The sequence below is a fragment of the Pseudomonas sp. CFBP 13711 genome (genome assembly GCF_014842265.1).
GTDB lineage: Bacteria > Pseudomonadota > Gammaproteobacteria > Pseudomonadales > Pseudomonadaceae > Aquipseudomonas.
Window position 1 is genome coordinate 206,284 of sequence record NZ_JACYVI010000008.1, and the last position, 15,319, is coordinate 221,602.

Sequence of the window (15,319 nt, forward strand, 5' to 3'; positions counted from 1 at the left end):
TCGTCTGATTAATGAACCAGCATGCCGGTGAACCAGTACGCCTGGGCATAAGTGATGCAGCCAACGATCGTGGCGAAGAAAATGCTGTGCTTGAGGGTGAAGCGGAACAGGTCGGATTCCTTACCCACCAACCCGGTCGCCGCGCAGGCCACCGCGATCGACTGCGGGGAAATCATCTTGCCGGTCACGCCGCCGCTGGAGTTCGCCGCAACCATCAGCACGTCACTGACGCCCAACTGGTGTGCCGTGGTGGCCTGCAACGAGCCAAACAGGGCGTTCGACGAGGTGTCGGAGCCTGTCAGGAACACCCCGAGCCAGCCGAGGAATGGCGAGAAGAACGGGAAGGCGCTGCCAGTCCCGGCGAGGACCAATGCGAGCGTCGAGGACATGCCGGAGTAGTTCATGACGAAGGCGAAGGCCAGCACCATGCCGATGGACACGATGGCCCAGCGCAATTCGATCAGCGTTTCTTTGAACGTGACCAAACCTGTTTTAGGTGTAATGCGCAGCACGATCATCGCCAGAATCGCCGAGATCAGAATCGCGCTGCCCGATGCCGCGAGCAGGTCGAACTTGTACACCGCCGGCATGGCCGTCGGGTTGGCGACAATCGGCGCCATCTTCATGACCAGTTGATCCAGGTGCGGCACCGGGAAGTTCATGGTCAGTGCCTGCAATGGACCGCCCGCGGCGAACAGCGCCTTGAACGGCTTCAGCGTCCAGATCGTCACGACGACAGTCAGGATCAGGAACGGCGACCATGCCTTGATGATGGTGCCTGCCGAGTACGGCGATTTTTTGGTGGTGCGCGGCTGACCAAAACCGCCCGCATTACCGGCGCCGCCGCCCATGACCGCAGCACCGCCGGACGCACCGACGATTTTTGCATCGGCCGCGCGGGCTGGCTGCCAGACTTTCAGGAAGAAGGTCAGGGACACGAGGCTGACCAGCGCCGAGGTAATGTCGGGCAGTTCCGGGCCAATGAAATTAGAGGTCAGAAATTGCACGATGGCGAAGCTGCCGCCCGCGACCAGAGCCGCTGGCCAGGTCTCCTTGACGCCTTTCACACCGTCCATCATGAACATCAGCCAGAACGGCACGAACACCGACAACAGTGGCAATTGACGACCGGCCATGGCGCCGATCTTGAACGGGTCGAGACCGGACACCTGACCGGCCACGATGATCGGGATGCCCAATGCGCCAAACGCCACCGGTGCGGTGTTGGCGATCAGGCAGAGGCCGGCGGCATACAGCGGGTTCAATCCCAGACCTACGAGTAACGCTGCGGTGATCGCCACCGGTGCGCCGAAGCCTGCCGCGCCTTCCAGGAAGGCGCCGAAGCAGAATCCGATCAGCAAGACCTGCAGGCGCTGGTCATCGGTGATCGACATGACCGAGCTGCGAATGATCTCGAACTGGCCGCTTTTGACCGTCAGTTTGTAGAGAAACACGGCCGCAATGATGATCCACGCGATGGGCCACAAGCCGTAGAGGAAACCGTAGCCGGCGGACGCGACGGCCATGTCGGCAGGCATCTGGAACGCGAAGATAGCGATCAGTACGGCGAGCAGCAGCGTGATGGCCCCCGCGACGTGCCCCTTGAGCCGGAAGATCGCCAGCGCCAGAAAGAAGAAAACGATCGGAATGACAGCCACCAGCGCCGAAAGGCCCAAGCCGCCGAGAGGTGTGTAGAGCTGTTGCCAGGTTTGCATGTATGAGGCCCCTAATTGTTTTTGGTTAGGCCCGGTGTCCATGTCTTACGTGCGCGGCTCCTGCAGGTGACAACTACGTATCTGTCGGCCTGCCGGCGCTGACGAACGAGTCGCACAGCTCACCAGCTCAAGCGTTCCGCCGTCGGGAAGTGCCTGCAACGTGGGACAGCGATAAGCCGTCCCTCGCCGGCATTGTAAATTGGTAATACCAATTTACAATGTCTTGGCGCTAGGTTAGAAGCCTTGCTGACGGTGTGTCAATTTATGACGCGTAAACTTTCGTAGCAGCTCGCCCGGATTTCATCTGCACTTCGCCTGAGAGGGAGATTTCTCCTACATCTGCCGGGTGAATGTCTGATCGCGATCAGCGAGAATATGCGCCCCGCGGCCAAGTCAGGCGGGGCAGCCGGGTTGTGGAGTGAAGGGTTATGGGCTTTGATCAGGTGCGTCAGCGCCGCTTGTCCGACGATATTGTCGAGCAGTTGGAAAGGATGATTCTGGAGGGCACGTTGCGCTCTGGCGGTCGTCTGCCGGCTGAGCGAGCGCTGGCCGAGCAGTTCGGCGTATCGCGCCCCTCGCTGCGTGAGGCTATACAAAAGCTGACGGCCAAAGGGCTGTTGATCAGCCGTCAAGGCGGCGGCAATTACGTGGTCGACAGTCTTGGGTCCACGTTCAGCGATCCACTGCTTCATCTGTTGGAAAGCAGCCCGGACGCCCAGCGCGACCTGCTTGAGTTCCGCCATACCCTGGAAGCCTCCTGCGCCTACTACGCAGCCATACGCGCGACGGATGTTGATCGGCTGCGGCTGCGCGAGGCGTTCGATGCTCTGCAGGACTGCTACAGCCGCGCGGAGGAAGTGAGTCGTGCGGAGGAGGGCGCAGCAGACGCCAGTTTCCACCTCGCCATCGCCGAAGCCAGCCATAACGCTGTGTTGCTGCACACCATTCGCGGCCTGTTCGATCTGCTGCGGCGCAGCGTGGTCACCAACATCGGCGGCATGTACAAACAGCGCGCAGAAACCCGCGACATGCTGATTGATCAGCATCGTGAGTTGTACCTGGCGATTATCGAAGGGCGGGCAGACGATGCTCGAGAAGTGTCGAGCCGTCATTTGCTATACGTGCAGGAGGTGCTGGAGGAAGTGCGCCAGCAAGTGCAGCGCACTGCGCGGGCTGAACGGCGCAACCGGATTTAAAGACGCTGCACGGCGCCCGACCCATCGCGGACCGTGCGCCACCGGTTAGAGCGGCGTTTCTAAGCGGCCGGAGAGACTGAATCAGTCTTCCTTGCCCTTGTTCCGCACTGCGCGTTGCAGCTCGCGATTGGAGTCGCGTTCGCGCTCGGTATCGCGCTTGTCGTATTCCTTCTTGCCTTTGCCCAGAGCAATCTCGCACTTGATCAAGTGCTGCTTCCAGTAAAGGGCAAGGGCCACGCAGGCATAGCCTTTTTGCTGAACAGACGACGTCAGCTTTTCCAGCTCGCGCTTGTTGAGCAACAGTTTACGGGTGCGTGTCGGGTCAGCGATGACGTGGGTACTGGCTGTCGTCAGTGGCGAGATATGGCTACCCATCAGCCAGGCCTCACCGTCTTTGAGCAACACGTAACTGTCAACCAGCTGCACCTTGTTGGCACGCAGGCTTTTTACTTCCCAGCCAGCCAGGACCAGACCGGCCTCGAACTTGTGTTCGATGAAGTAATCGTGACGCGCCTTTTTATTTTGCGCGATGGTCCCTGTGGGATGTTTCTTGAGCTTAGCCATAGGCGACGCATTATAGGGATCAACGGGCGTCTCGGCTATGGGCTCGCGCGCTGAAGCTGTGTGCTTGAGCAGGTGGAGTGAATCCCGGACAATGCGCGATCTTTTTTGCGTGTTGGACGTGTCAACGATGTCGACGGACAAGGTTTCGGTTCACGGGAGTTGGGCCAGTCGCTGGGTGTTTATCCTGGCGGCCACCGGCTCTGCCGTAGGGTTGGGCAGCATCTGGAAATTCCCCTACATGGTCGGCGTCTACGGCGGCGGCGCGTTTGTGCTGGTGTTTCTGGCGTGCATCGCCCTGATCGGGATTCCGGTGATGATCGCCGAGACGCTTATCGGGCGACGCGCACGGCAGAGTCCGGCCAACGCGCTGCGTACGCTGGCCCTGGAAGCGGGGCATTCGTCAAAGTGGTCATGGGGCGCTTTCGCCGGCATGGTCACCGCGCTATTGATCCTTTCTTTTTATAGCGTCGTTGGTGGCTGGTCGCTCGAGTACATCATCGATGTCGGCAAGGGCGACTTCAGAGGCGTAACGCCTGACGGTGTCGGTGCCTATTTTGGCGAGATGATTGCCGATCCCTGGCGTCTGGTCGGCTGGCATACGTTATTCATGTTGCTGTCGGCAATCACCATCGCCAAGGGCGTGAACGCCGGCCTCGAGCGCAGCCTGATGCCGTTGCTGTTTGTGCTGATGGTGATTCTGTTGGGCTATAGCCTGACCACCGGGCACTTCATGGAAGGCGTGCATTTCATGTTCGACTTCACCCCCGAGAAGCTCCTTGATGGCCTGCTCCCGGCCATGGGTCATGCGTTTTTCTCGCTGAGTGTGGGCGTCGGTTCGATCATGATTTATGGCGCCTACATGACCAAAGAGGCCTCGATCAGCGCGACGGTGGTGGGCGTGGCATTGCTCGACACCTTCGTGTCGCTGCTGGCGGGCCTCGCCTTGTTTCCGATTGTGTTCGCGGCGGGTCTGAACCCAAGCGAAGGGCCGGGCCTGATGTTCGTTACGCTGCCGTATGCATTTGGTAACGTCGCCTTCGGTACGGTCATGGGCGTGGTGTTCTTTATCCTTGTCGCGGTCGCGGCCTGGAGCTCGGCCATTTCCTTGCTCGAACCCATGGTCGCGTATCTGGTCGAGCGCACAAAAGTTCGCCGCGGCTGGGTGACGTTCTGGCTATCGTTCATCTGCTGGTTCGTCGGCCTCGGGACGGTTTTCTCGTTCAACATCTGGAAGCAGGCCAAATTCTTCGTGAACGAAGGCGGCGGCTTCCACCTCTATCAGTGGGGAGCGTCGTCGGGGCTGGATTTCTTCGGCGTCATCGATTTCTTCACCTCGCGGATCATGCTTCCGCTGGGTGGATTGTGCTTTGTGGTATTCGCAGGTTGGGTGATGGGACGCGGTGCGGTGCGCGACGAGTTGTCGGTACGCAGCCCGGTTCTGTTCGCTTTAACGTTCTTTTTGATGCGCTATGTGGCGCCGATCGGCATTGTGGTTGTCTTTGCCGCTCAGCTTTGGAAATGACGCTGACATGACTACGCATATTCAACGTTCCGCCCTTTTGCCATATCCCGCCCAGGCGCTGTACGACCTGGTCAACGACGTGAGTCGCTACTCCGAGTTTCTGCCGTGGTGTTCCGCCGGCACCGTGCTTGAGCAGAGTGATACCTCAATGCGTGCGCGTGTCGAGATTGCAAAGGGCGGCCTGAGCCAGCACTTCGTTACTCGCAACACGCTGACGCCGGGGCAAACCATCGAGATGAATCTGGAGGAGGGGCCTTTCAGTCAGCTTCACGGCGTCTGGACCTTCAAGGCCCTGAATGAAAAGGCCTGCAAGATCAGCCTCGACCTGTCGTTCGACTACAGCGGTTCGATTGTCCGCGCGACCCTGGGTCCGCTGTTCAATCAGGCCGCCAACACCTTGGTTGATGCTTTCTGCCAGCGAGCCAAAGAGCTGCATGGCTGAGCCGACGATTCGTGTCGAGGTGGTCTATGCCGCCGTCGACCGCCAGGAGTTGCTGGCGCTGGACGTGCCCGTCGGAACATCGGTACGCGCTGCGGCTATTGCATCGGGCATGGCCGAGCACTTTCCTGAGCTGGACATCGTGCAGTGCCCGTTGGGCATCTTCGGCAAGCTCGTGGGCGATTCGGAGCAACGTGAGGTGGAAGCCGGCGACAGGGTTGAGATCTATCGCCCGTTGCTGGCTGATCCGAAAGAGGTGCGCCGTCTGCGTGCTTTAAAAGCAGCGGAGGCGAGAAAGGCGCAAAAACCGATTTAATTTTCTCATCGGCTTGATTGAGAGACGTAAAAAAGCCCGGAATTTCCGGGCTTTTTTATAAGGCTGATTTCAGAAGGAAGCGGTGAATCAGCGCGGGTTTGTGTCCAGTGGTTCCTGGGAAGGAACGGGCACGGTTTCGACCTTGTCGACGTCGTTCTGAATCTGCTCAAGCAATGAGCCAGGCTTCGGTGGCTCTTCCTTCGGCGGCTGCGTCCCTTGGTTTTCGGGGGTGACAGTCGTGTCGCTGCTCTTCCCGAGAATGGCCTCGTCGCGGCTGACACCCGGCTTGAAGTCACCGGACAGGCTCGCCAGCTGGTCATTGCCATTGAAGATCAGGCTGACGCGTTCCTGCTGGCGTTCGCCACCACCAGGCTGCAGGCTGTACAGATAGTCCCAGCGTTCAGGGTGGAAGGTGTCGGTCAGCAAGGGGTTGCCCATGATAAACCTTACTTGCCGACGGGTCATTCCCGGGCGCAACTGGTCTATCATGTCCTGCGTGACGACATTGCCCTGTTGGATGTCGATTTTATAAACCCCGGGGAATGAACAACCGGCGAGTGCGAGCAGTCCCACGAAGGTGAAACTGGTTAGCAAGAGCTTGGTGTTTTGCATCGGTGGGCGACTTCCACTATCTTGGCTGGGACAACGTAAACCCCGATCATACCTGCATTAAGAGAAGCTGCGAAGCAGCGTCTGCGAGAAAGCTGACCATGGTTGAAAATAGCGAACTACGCAAAGCCGGACTTAAAGTGACCCTGCCGCGGGTCAAGATCCTTCAAATGCTCGATTCTGCGCAGCAGCGTCACATGAGCGCGGAGGACGTCTACAAGGCGCTGATGGAGGCCAACGAAGACGTCGGTCTGGCAACGGTTTACCGAGTTCTGACTCAGTTCGAAGCAGCCGGGTTGGTGGTTCGCCACAATTTCGACGGCGGCCACGCGGTATTCGAACTGGCTGACGGAGGCCACCACGACCACATGGTCAACGTGGAATCCGGTGAGGTCATCGAGTTCTTCGACGAGGAAATCGAAAAGCTGCAAAAAGCCATTGTGAGCAAGCACGGCTTCGAGCTGGTTGACCACAATCTGGTGCTCTACGTACGCAAGCAAAAGGTGTAAGCCTTTTGTGAAGTACGACAAAGGCGACCCTCGGGTCGCCTTTGTTGTTTCTGCAGTTTGCGATCAGGGGATGCTGCCAGATCCGCGCCGCCCGGGTTAAGCCGTAAAGATCATCAAGATTTGGACGCGACCACCATCTTCTTGGCGTGTGCGAGCGACTCTTTGGTCAGATCGATACCGCCCAGCATTCGCGCCACTTCCTCCACTCGCTCGTTCTTGCTCAGCTTGGACACCGCTGTACGCGTCACGTCTGCTTCCCGGACTTTATGTACAAAAAGGTGTTGATGCCCTTGAGCGGCGACTTGCGGCAAGTGCGTAACGGTCATGACCTGGCCGCGTTCGCCAAGACGACGCAGCAATTGGCCGACGATTTCAGCGGTAGGGCCGCCGATACCGACGTCCACTTCGTCAAACACCAGCGTCGGAACCCGAGATGTCTGTGCGGTGATCACTTGAATCGCCAGACTGATCCGAGAGAGTTCCCCACCCGACGCCACCTTCGCCAGCGCCTTGAGCGGCTGACCCGGGTTGGCGCTGACCAGCAGCTCAACCTGCTCCAGCCCGTTGGGTGACAGCTCTTTGTCTACGTTCTCGCGCAGCTCGATATTGAAGCGTCCGCCCGGCATACCCAGCCGCTGAATTTCGTGCTCGACCTTGTGGGCCAGTTCCGGCGCAGCACGGTGACGCAGGTCGCTCAGCTCGCGCGCCTTCTCTTGATAATGCCGCGCATAGGAACCTACCTCGTGTTCCAGTCTCTCGATCGCTTCGTCGTTGGCGTTGAGGGTTTCGATCTCGTCGAGCAACTTCTGGTGCAGCGCTGCAACTTCAGTAGGCTGCACGCGGTGTTTGCGTGCCAGCGTATAGATGGTGTCGAGGCGTTCTTCAATTTGCTGCAGGCGGGCGGGGTCCGCTTCGAAGCGATCGAGGAAACGATTGATCTCGCCGACAGCCTCTTCAACCTGAATCTGCGCACTGGAGAGCAGGTTGGTCGCTTCATTCAACGCATCTGGCGTGTTGTTCACGCTGCTGAGTCGATTAAGGCTGGCGGTCAATGCGTTCAGCGCATTGCCGGAGTCACTTTCACTGCACAGCTCCACAACTTGCCGGCAGATGCCCAGCAAGCTTTCGGCATTGGTCAGCGTGGTGTGTTCCTGTTCCAGCCGTTCGAGCTCGTTTTCGCCGAGGCTCAGGCTTTCCAGCTCTTCAAGTTGGTAGCTCAGCAACTGATGCTTGGCACGCTGCTCGTCGCCGGAGTTGGAAAGGCGCTCAAGCTCCTGGCGCGTTTGCCGCCAGCGCTGGGAGGCCAGTTGCACTTGACGTGCAAGGTCGGTGGCGCCCGCGTATTCGTCCAGCAAGCGCCGATGGGTATCGGTCTTCAGCAGCGACTGATGCTCGTGCTGGCTGTGAATATCGATCACCAGCTCGCCAAGGGCTTTCAGGTCCCCCTGGGGGCAAGGCGTCCCGTTTATATAGGCGCGTGATCGGCCTTCGGCAGTAATGACGCGGCGCAGAATGCAGGGACCGTCGGTTTCGAGGTCTCGCTCCTTCAGCCATGCGCTGGCTTCAGGGATATCCGACACGTCGAAGGTCGCCAGAATGTCTGCCTTGTCGGCACCTGGCCTTACCACGCCACTGTCGGCGCGATCGCCCAGCGTGAGGCCGAGCGCGTCGAGCATGATCGACTTGCCGGCCCCGGTTTCCCCGGTGATCACACTCATGCCGCGATCAAGTTCGAGATCGAGATGTTCAACGATGGCGTAGTTATGTATGGACAGGTGGACCAGCATCAGAGCGGCTCCCAAACAATTTGTCTGGTTATTTATACAGTGTTTTGCTTTGGGCTGACAATGCCCGGCCTTAGCTCGATTTGAAAGGTCATCGCCCATTTTTAGCATCAATCCTGCTTTTCGCCATCGCGCGTGGCCACCGAACCCATGTCAGAACATTTGTAGGGTTATTCAGCCGATCCTGCACCTAAACCCTTGAACCCGAGAATTACGACCCCATATAGCCGGGCAGAGGCGTGAGTTGAGCTCACGGATGTAATTAGAAGGAGAGAATTTATGGCTGACGAACAGAACCCGGACATGCAGGCTCAGGATCAGGCTGCCGACACGGCGACTTCTCAAGATGATCTGGCAACGCGTGTGCAAGTGCTTGAAGAGCAGCTGAAAGCGGCGCAGGACCAGTCTCTGCGTGTGGCTGCGGATCTGCAGAACGTCCGCCGCCGTGCCGAGCAAGACGTCGAGAAGGCGCACAAATTTGCGCTTGAGAAGTTTGCCAGCGATCTGCTGCCGATCGTTGACAGCCTTGAGCGTGGTCTGGACTTGTCCAACTCGGATGACGAGAGCATACGGCCGATGCGTGAAGGCATCGAACTGACGCTGAAAATGTTCTACGACACGCTCAAACGCTACAACCTTGAAGCCATTGACCCTCATGGCCAGCCGTTCAACGCCGAGCACCATCAGGCGATGGCGATGCAGGAAAGCGCTGACGTGGAGCCGAATAGCGTACTCAAGGTGTTCCAGAAGGGATATCAGCTCAATGGCCGCTTGCTGCGCCCGGCCATGGTCGTGGTCAGCAAGGCGCCATCGCCTGTTTCGCCGTCTATTGACGAGCAGGCTTGAAATTAGCTGAGCGGCCCCCATTTACAGGCCAAGCGTTTAAGAATTACCGCAATTTGTAAATGCAGTTGCGGCAACCAAATTTAAGTTTCGGGAGAGTCAAAAATGGGCAAGATTATCGGTATCGACCTGGGGACCACCAACTCCTGCGTCTCGGTTCTGGAAAACGGTAAAGCCAAGGTGATCGAGAACGCCGAAGGCGCTCGTACCACCCCTTCGATCATCGCGTATGCCAACGATGGCGAGATCCTTGTAGGTCAATCGGCCAAGCGTCAGGCAGTGACCAACCCGCACAACACCCTGTACGCGGTTAAGCGTCTGATCGGCCGTAAGTTCGACGAAGAAGTCGTGCAGAAAGACATCAAGATGGTGCCTTACAAAATCGCCAAGGCTGACAACGGCGATGCATGGGTTGAAGTCAACGACAAGAAAATGTCCCCTCCTCAGATTTCGGCTGAAATCCTGAAGAAGATGAAGAAAACCGCCGAAGACTATCTCGGCGAGGCTGTTACAGAGGCGGTCATCACCGTTCCGGCTTACTTCAACGACAGCCAGCGTCAAGCCACCAAAGACGCCGGTCGTATTGCCGGTCTGGATGTGAAGCGCATCATCAACGAACCAACCGCAGCTGCGCTGGCTTACGGTATGGACAAAGCGAAGGGCGATCACACCGTCATCGTTTATGACCTGGGTGGCGGTACTTTCGACGTTTCGGTCATCGAAATCGCCGAAGTTGACGGCGAGCACCAGTTCGAAGTGTTGGCCACCAACGGCGACACCTTCCTGGGTGGTGAAGACTTCGACATCCGCCTGATCGATTACCTGGTTGACGAATTCAAGAAAGAATCCGGCATGAACCTGAAAGGTGATCCGCTGGCGATGCAGCGTCTTAAAGAAGCTGCCGAGAAAGCGAAGATCGAGCTGTCTTCGAGCAATTCGACCGACGTGAACCTGCCTTACATCACTGCAGATGCCACCGGTCCTAAGCACTTGAACGTGAAGATCTCGCGCGCCAAGCTGGAATCGCTGGTTGAAGACCTGGTTCAGCGCACCATCGAGCCTTGCCGCATTGCGCTGAAAGACTCCGGTATCGACATCGGCGCGATCAACGACGTGATCCTGGTCGGCGGTCAGACCCGCATGCCGCTGGTTCAGCAGAAGGTCACCGAGTTCTTCGGTAAAGAAGCGCGTAAAGACGTCAACCCTGACGAAGCCGTTGCCATGGGTGCAGCTATCCAGGGTGCAGTACTGGCGGGCGACGTGAAAGACGTTCTGCTGCTGGACGTCAGCCCGCTGACGCTGGGTATCGAAACCATGGGTGGCGTGATGACCGCGCTGATCGAGAAAAACACCACGATTCCTACCAAGAAATCGCAGGTGTTCTCGACTGCCGACGACAATCAGGGCGCAGTGACCATTCACGTGCTGCAGGGCGAGCGTAAGCAAGCGGCTCAGAACAAGTCCCTGGGCAAGTTCGACCTGGCCGAGATTCCACCAGCACCACGCGGCGTGCCTCAGATCGAAGTGACCTTCGACATCGACGCCAACGGCATTCTGCATGTCGGCGCGAAAGACAAGGCGACGGGCAAGACTCAGTCGATCGTGATCAAGGCCAACTCTGGTCTGTCGGACGAAGAAATCCAGCAGATGATTCGCGATGCTGAAGCGAACTCGGACGAAGACCGCAAGTTTGAAGAGCTGGCCTCTGCCCGCAACCAGGGCGATGCGCTGGTTCACTCGACTCGCAAAATGATCTCCGACGCTGGCGACAAAGTCACCGCGGAAGAGAAGACCGCTATCGAAGCTGCACTGGTTGCTCTTGAAGCCGCTGTTAAAGGCGACGACAAGGCTGCCATCGACGCCAAGATCGAAGAGCTGTCGAAGGTCTCCGCGCCGGTTGCTCAGAAGATGTACGCCGAGCAGGCCGAAAAACCTGAAGGCGGTGCTCAGGCCGCTCAGGAAGAAAGCAAGCCTGCTGACGACGTCGTTGACGCCGAGTTCGAAGAAGTAAAAGACCACAAGTAAGCGCAGGCTCACTTGATCGCCGGTTGACCGCTTTCTGGTGGTCGCTGGTAGGATGTCGCCGCGCGGGAGCTTGCTCCCGCGTTGGCGTGTCTGGAACACCCAAAATTTCAAGCGCGCGATCCCGTATCGCGGGCTTTGTGGCAAAGCCGGATGCTCCTGCACTCCGGCTTGTTCAGCCGCTTTCCTCGGTCGATCAAAGGCCGTTGAACCAAGACCAGGATCGTTGAATTGACGTGAGTTGGGTCCGGGCCTGAAAGGGGCTCAACGAGTTCGGCAGACTCAGGAGGGTCATGCCGGACGTCCTCAAGAGTGCGGAAAATTTATGTCAAAGCGTGATTATTACGAAGTACTGGGCGTGGAGCGTGGCTCCAGCGAAGCGGACCTGAAAAAGGCGTATCGCCGTCTCGCCATGAAATATCACCCTGACCGCAACCCGGGTGACAAGGCTTCGGAAGACGCCTTCAAAGAAGCCAACGAAGCGTACGAAGTGCTTTCCGATGCCAGCAAGCGCGCGGCCTACGACCAATACGGCCATGCCGGTGTCGATCAGGGCATGGGCGGCGGCGGTTTCGGCGGCGGTGGCGCCAACTTCTCCGACATCTTCGGTGATGTTTTCAGCGACTTCTTCGGCGGCGGTCGCGCCGGCGGCGGTGGTCGCGGTGGTGCCCAGCGTGGCAGCGACCTTCGCTATACCCTCGAATTGAATCTTGAAGAAGCAGTGCGCGGCACGACTGTCAGCATCCGTGTACCGACACTGGTCAACTGCAAGCCTTGCGATGGCAGCGGCGCTAAAAAGGGCTCGTCCCCGGTGACCTGCCCGACATGCGGCGGCATCGGCCAGGTGCGCATGCAGCAGGGTTTCTTCTCTGTTCAGCAGACCTGCCCGCGTTGCCACGGCAACGGCAAGATCATTTCCGACCCTTGTGACTCCTGCCATGGCGAAGGCCGTGTCGAAGAGTCCAAGACGCTGTCGGTCAAGGTGCCGCCAGGTGTCGATACCGGCGACCGTATTCGTCTGTCGGGTGAAGGCGAGGCAGGGACGCAAGGTGGTCCAACGGGCGACCTGTACGTTGTCATCAATGTACGCGAACACGCGATTTTCCAGCGCGACGGCAAGCATCTGTATTGCGAAGTGCCGATCAGCTTCACCGACGCTGCACTGGGCGGCGAGCTGGAAGTGCCGACGCTGGACGGTCGCGTCAAGCTGAAGATCCCGGAAGGCACGCAAACCGGTAAGCAGTTCCGTCTGCGCGGCAAGGGTGTAGCCCCTGTGCGTGGTGGCGGCGCCGGCGACCTGATGTGCCGTGTGGCCGTTGAGACTCCGGTGAACCTGGGGCGTCGCCAGCGCGAGCTGCTCGAAGAGTTCCGCGCCACCCTTGAAGGCGACAGTTCTCATTCGCCCAAGGCCAGCGGCTGGTTCGAAGGCGTGAAGCGCTTCTTCGGCGATCTCTAAGGGGCAGGGCATGCGACGCATTGCTGTGATGGGCGCCGCCGGGCGCATGGGCAAGAACCTGATCGAGGCGGTGCAGGACCGTGCGCCGCTCACCGGACTGACAGCGGCAATCGTTCGTCCCGGCAGCACGATGATTGGTGCCGACGCCGGCGAACTCGCGTCGCTGGGGCGCATCGGTGTTCAGTTGACCGGTAATTTGGAGCAGGTTGCCGACGAGTTCGACGTCTTGATCGACTTCACATTGCCGGACGTCATGCTGAAAAACCTGGCGTTCTGCCGTAAGGCGGGCAAGGCGATGGTCATTGGTACCACCGGCTTGAGCGTCGAACAAAAGCATCTGCTGGTGGAAGCGAGTCGGGAAATTCCCGTGGTTTTCGCGTCCAACTTCAGTGTGGGTGTGAACCTGTCGTTCAAGCTGCTGGATCTGGCGGCGCGAGTGATGGGTGAAGATTCGGACATCGAGATCATCGAAGCTCATCACCGCAACAAGGTCGACGCGCCGTCGGGTACGGCGGTCAGCATGGGTGAGGTGGTTGCCAATGCCCTTGGGCGTGATTTGAGCAAGGTTGCCGTCTACGGTCGTGAGGGGTACACAGGTGTTCGTGAGCGCGAGACGATCGGCTTCGCCACGGTCCGCGGCGGTGACGTCGTAGGTGATCACACTGTGCTGTTCGCCGCCGAGGGTGAGCGTCTGGAGATTACGCACAAGGCGTCCAGTCGCATGACCTTCGCCAAGGGCGCAGTGCGTGCCGCGCTGTGGCTAGATGGCAAGGCGCCGGGTCTTTACGACATGCAGGATGTACTTGATCTGCGCTGAGTCTTTCGGCGTCCGAGATGTGACAAGCGCCAATGCGGGCAGGAGAAGGGCTTTACCTGTATCCTGCCCGCAGTTATTAGCCGTTACGCACCCGCTACGCGACGTCCGTCGCACTCCCCAGCCCTCAGGGCAATTTTAGCGGTGGATTAAAAAGACCTCTTTCTGTAAGCTACAGCTTTAGTGTGTCCACTAAAAGCGCGCAGATAATTCTACGAAAAAAGCGGGGTGACGTGTCTATACGTCATTCCGCTTTTTTACAACCTGCGATCGCCCTTTCAGGCTTTATTACGGGAGGTCTTCTTGACTAAGCCAGCCATACTCGCCCTTGCTGATGGCAGCATTTTTCGCGGCGAAGCCATTGGTGCCGACGGTCAAACCGTTGGTGAAGTGGTGTTTAACACCGCAATGACCGGCTATCAGGAAATTCTTACCGATCCTTCCTATGCCCAGCAAATCGTCACCCTGACTTACCCGCACATCGGCAACACCGGCACAACGCCGGAAGATGCCGAGTCTGACCGCGTCTGGTCGGCAGGCCTGGTGATTCGCGACCTGCCGCTGGTTGCCAGCAACTGGCGCAACAAGATGCCACTGGCCGAGTATCTGAAGGCCAATAAAACCGTTGCGATCGCGGGCATCGATACCCGCCGCCTGACGCGCATTCTTCGCGAGAAGGGCGCTCAGAACGGCTGCATCATGGCCGGCGACAACATCTCCGAAGAAGCCGCTATTGCAGCAGCGCGAGCATTCCCTGGCCTGAAGGGCATGGACCTCGCCAAGGAAGTCAGCACCAAAGAGACCTACGAATGGCGCTCCACGGTCTGGAACCTGCAGTCCGACAGCAGTCCCGAAGTCGCCGCAGCGGACTTGAAGTACCACGTGGTTGCCTGGGACTACGGCGTCAAACTGAACATCCTGCGCATGCTGGTCGAGCGCGGTTGCCGTGTGACGGTCGTACCTGCGCAAACCCCTGCCAGTGAAGTGCTGGCGCTCAAGCCTGACGGCATCTTCCTCTCCAACGGCCCTGGCGATCCGGAACCCTGCGACTACGCCATTCAAGCGATCAAGGATGTGCTCGAGACCGACATTCCGGTGTTCGGTATCTGCCTGGGCCACCAGCTGTTGGCGCTCGCTTCCGGCGCTCGGACCATCAAGATGGATCTGGGCCACCATGGCGCCAACCACCCGGTCCAGGACCTGGACACCGGAGTGGTCATGATCACCAGCCAGAACCACGGTTTTGCGGTGGACGAAGCGACCTTGCCAAGCAACGTTCGCGCGATTCACAAGTCGCTGTTCGATGGCAGCCTGCAGGGCATCGAGCGCACCGACAAAGACGCGTTCAGCTTCCAGGGTCACCCTGAAGCGAGCCCGGGCCCGACTGACGTCGCGCCTCTGTTCGATCGCTTCATCACAGCCATGGACAAGCGCCGCTAAGGCTGCCTTGCGACTGTAGCGAGCAGGTGACCGCGGCGGGCCGGATCAGATCCGACAGCCCGCCCGGCACCTGAGATGTTCAAGACGGCT

At 58.8% G+C, this 15,319-nt stretch carries 14 protein-coding genes; 10 read left to right on the forward strand and 4 right to left on the reverse strand.

The features are described from left to right. Window positions 1-8 precede the first annotated feature (8 nt). Window positions 9-1,715, reverse strand: a complete 1,707-nt coding sequence (locus IFT47_RS16700) for a lactate permease LctP family transporter (RefSeq protein ID WP_192173319.1) — start codon at window positions 1,713-1,715, stop codon at window positions 9-11. 428 nt (window positions 1,716-2,143) lie between these two features. On the opposite strand from IFT47_RS16700, the gene IFT47_RS16705 reads away from it, so the two are divergent. Then, window positions 2,144-2,911: a GntR family transcriptional regulator gene (locus IFT47_RS16705; RefSeq protein WP_192173318.1), complete on the forward strand. Its 768-nt coding sequence runs from the start codon at window positions 2,144-2,146 to the stop codon at window positions 2,909-2,911. Window positions 2,912-2,992: 81 nt separating this feature from the next. On the opposite strand, the gene smpB is transcribed toward IFT47_RS16705, so the two are convergent. After that, window positions 2,993-3,475, reverse strand: a complete 483-nt coding sequence (gene smpB, locus IFT47_RS16710) for an SsrA-binding protein SmpB (RefSeq protein ID WP_065987620.1) — start codon at window positions 3,473-3,475, stop codon at window positions 2,993-2,995. 127 nt (window positions 3,476-3,602) lie between these two features. Between smpB and IFT47_RS16715 the strand changes: the two genes are divergently transcribed. From IFT47_RS16715 to IFT47_RS16725, 3 genes are read left to right on the forward strand one after another with little or no spacing between them, the layout of a single operon-like run. Then, complete coding sequence (locus IFT47_RS16715; protein WP_192173317.1) at window positions 3,603-4,997, forward strand: sodium-dependent transporter; 1,395 nt, start codon at window positions 3,603-3,605, stop codon at window positions 4,995-4,997. A 7-nt stretch (window positions 4,998-5,004) separates the two neighbouring features. Then, on the forward strand, window positions 5,005-5,439 hold the full coding sequence (locus tag IFT47_RS16720; RefSeq protein ID WP_133776812.1) for a type II toxin-antitoxin system RatA family toxin: 435 nt from the start codon (window positions 5,005-5,007) through the stop codon (window positions 5,437-5,439). Continuing rightward, complete coding sequence (locus tag IFT47_RS16725; protein ID WP_192173316.1) at window positions 5,432-5,752, forward strand: RnfH family protein; 321 nt, start codon at window positions 5,432-5,434, stop codon at window positions 5,750-5,752. The genes IFT47_RS16720 and IFT47_RS16725 overlap by 8 nt, the downstream gene beginning before the upstream one ends. An 87-nt stretch (window positions 5,753-5,839) precedes the next feature. On the opposite strand, the gene IFT47_RS16730 is transcribed toward IFT47_RS16725, so the two are convergent. Further along, the gene (locus IFT47_RS16730; RefSeq protein WP_074888447.1) at window positions 5,840-6,364 is read right to left on the reverse strand and encodes an outer membrane protein assembly factor BamE; all 525 of its coding nucleotides are present in this window, start codon (window positions 6,362-6,364) and stop codon (window positions 5,840-5,842) included. 98 nt (window positions 6,365-6,462) lie between these two features. Here IFT47_RS16730 and fur point away from each other — a divergent pair, with 98 nt between their 5' ends. Beyond that, window positions 6,463-6,870 (forward strand): ferric iron uptake transcriptional regulator, encoded by a 408-nt coding sequence (gene fur / locus IFT47_RS16735; protein ID WP_065987616.1) that lies wholly within the window; start codon window positions 6,463-6,465, stop codon window positions 6,868-6,870. Window positions 6,871-6,983: 113 nt separating this feature from the next. On the opposite strand, the gene recN is transcribed toward fur, so the two are convergent. After that, window positions 6,984-8,657 (reverse strand): DNA repair protein RecN, encoded by a 1,674-nt coding sequence (recN, locus tag IFT47_RS16740; RefSeq protein ID WP_192173315.1) that lies wholly within the window; start codon window positions 8,655-8,657, stop codon window positions 6,984-6,986. A 276-nt stretch (window positions 8,658-8,933) separates the two neighbouring features. On the opposite strand from recN, the gene grpE reads away from it, so the two are divergent. The 5 genes from grpE (at window position 8,934) to carA (ending at window position 15,229) form a co-directional block, all read left to right on the forward strand. Then, window positions 8,934-9,500 (forward strand): nucleotide exchange factor GrpE, encoded by a 567-nt coding sequence (grpE, locus tag IFT47_RS16745; RefSeq protein ID WP_065987614.1) that lies wholly within the window; start codon window positions 8,934-8,936, stop codon window positions 9,498-9,500. Between the two features lie 102 nt (window positions 9,501-9,602). Then, entirely contained in the window at window positions 9,603-11,522 is a 1,920-nt protein-coding gene (dnaK, locus tag IFT47_RS16750; RefSeq protein ID WP_192173314.1) for a molecular chaperone DnaK, read from the forward strand. 322 nt (window positions 11,523-11,844) lie between these two features. Then, entirely contained in the window at window positions 11,845-12,975 is a 1,131-nt protein-coding gene (gene dnaJ / locus IFT47_RS16755; RefSeq protein ID WP_192173313.1) for a molecular chaperone DnaJ, read from the forward strand. A gap of 10 nt (window positions 12,976-12,985) precedes the next feature. Then, window positions 12,986-13,792, forward strand: coding sequence for a 4-hydroxy-tetrahydrodipicolinate reductase (gene dapB / locus IFT47_RS16760; RefSeq protein WP_192173312.1), 807 nt, complete (start codon window positions 12,986-12,988; stop codon window positions 13,790-13,792). 300 nt (window positions 13,793-14,092) lie between these two features. Further along, window positions 14,093-15,229: a glutamine-hydrolyzing carbamoyl-phosphate synthase small subunit gene (carA, locus tag IFT47_RS16765; protein WP_192173311.1), complete on the forward strand. Its 1,137-nt coding sequence runs from the start codon at window positions 14,093-14,095 to the stop codon at window positions 15,227-15,229. Window positions 15,230-15,319: the final 90 nt, after the last annotated feature.